This window comes from Nostoc sp. (assembly GCF_036917775.1).
Lineage (GTDB): Bacteria > Cyanobacteriota > Cyanobacteriia > Cyanobacteriales > Nostocaceae > Nostoc.
This window is the reverse complement of the sequence record NZ_JBALEQ010000063.1, coordinates 1-683: the sequence shown is the minus strand read 5'-3', so window position 1 is coordinate 683 and position 683 is coordinate 1. Positions and strand designations below refer to the sequence as shown.

1 protein-coding gene is annotated in these 683 nt (G+C 48.5%); it reads right to left on the bottom strand.

Annotated elements, in window-relative coordinates; translation table 11 throughout:
* Positions 1-683 (bottom strand): Ig-like domain-containing protein (locus tag V7K69_RS10995; protein WP_335034151.1); only part of this gene is annotated, 683 nt, incomplete at both ends.

Genomic DNA, 683 nt, shown 5'->3' with positions numbered 1-683 from the left:
TTGGCATTACCACTAAACCCATTAATTGGGGTAAACACGATGAAATCATCTGTCGAGTTGCCCGGAGTGCCGTTATTATTCAACACAGCAGTACCATTAGTAAAACCGCTGACACCAGTGATGCTCAAGGGGTCGCCATCGACATCGGTATCATTTGCTAGTAGGCTACAAACTGGGATGTTGACGGTAGTAACAAAGAACGTGGAAGCACTATCATCAACTGCAACAGGCGCTTGATTCAGGTTAAAGGCTAAGGTGGTAGTCGCCACCGCACTGGTATTACTGAAAGCTTGCCCATCATCGACGACAAACTCAATTGTCCGGTTAGTCGTGTTGGGTGAAGTTGCAGTATTGTTGTAGGTGAGGCTGTCAAGGACTTGTTGGTAATTGGCAACTGTATCCGTGCCGCTGAGGGTGAGAGTGCCTGTAGTGGCCTTGTAGGTAGTGGTGATGTTGCCGATGGCAGTGGCAGCCAGACTTTCGGCTGTGCTATCGAAAAGATTAGTAATGGTGATGGTAGCACCAGCTAAGGTAGCGTTGTCGTCTGTTAGGGTAAAGTCGTTATCGACAATGGAGACAGCAGTGCCAGTAAAAGTAGTGCTAAAATCAATACCTAATCCGTTAGTGCCGTTGAGGTCGAAGATGGGAGCGCGGTTGCCAAACACCACGTAGCTCTGCCCAGA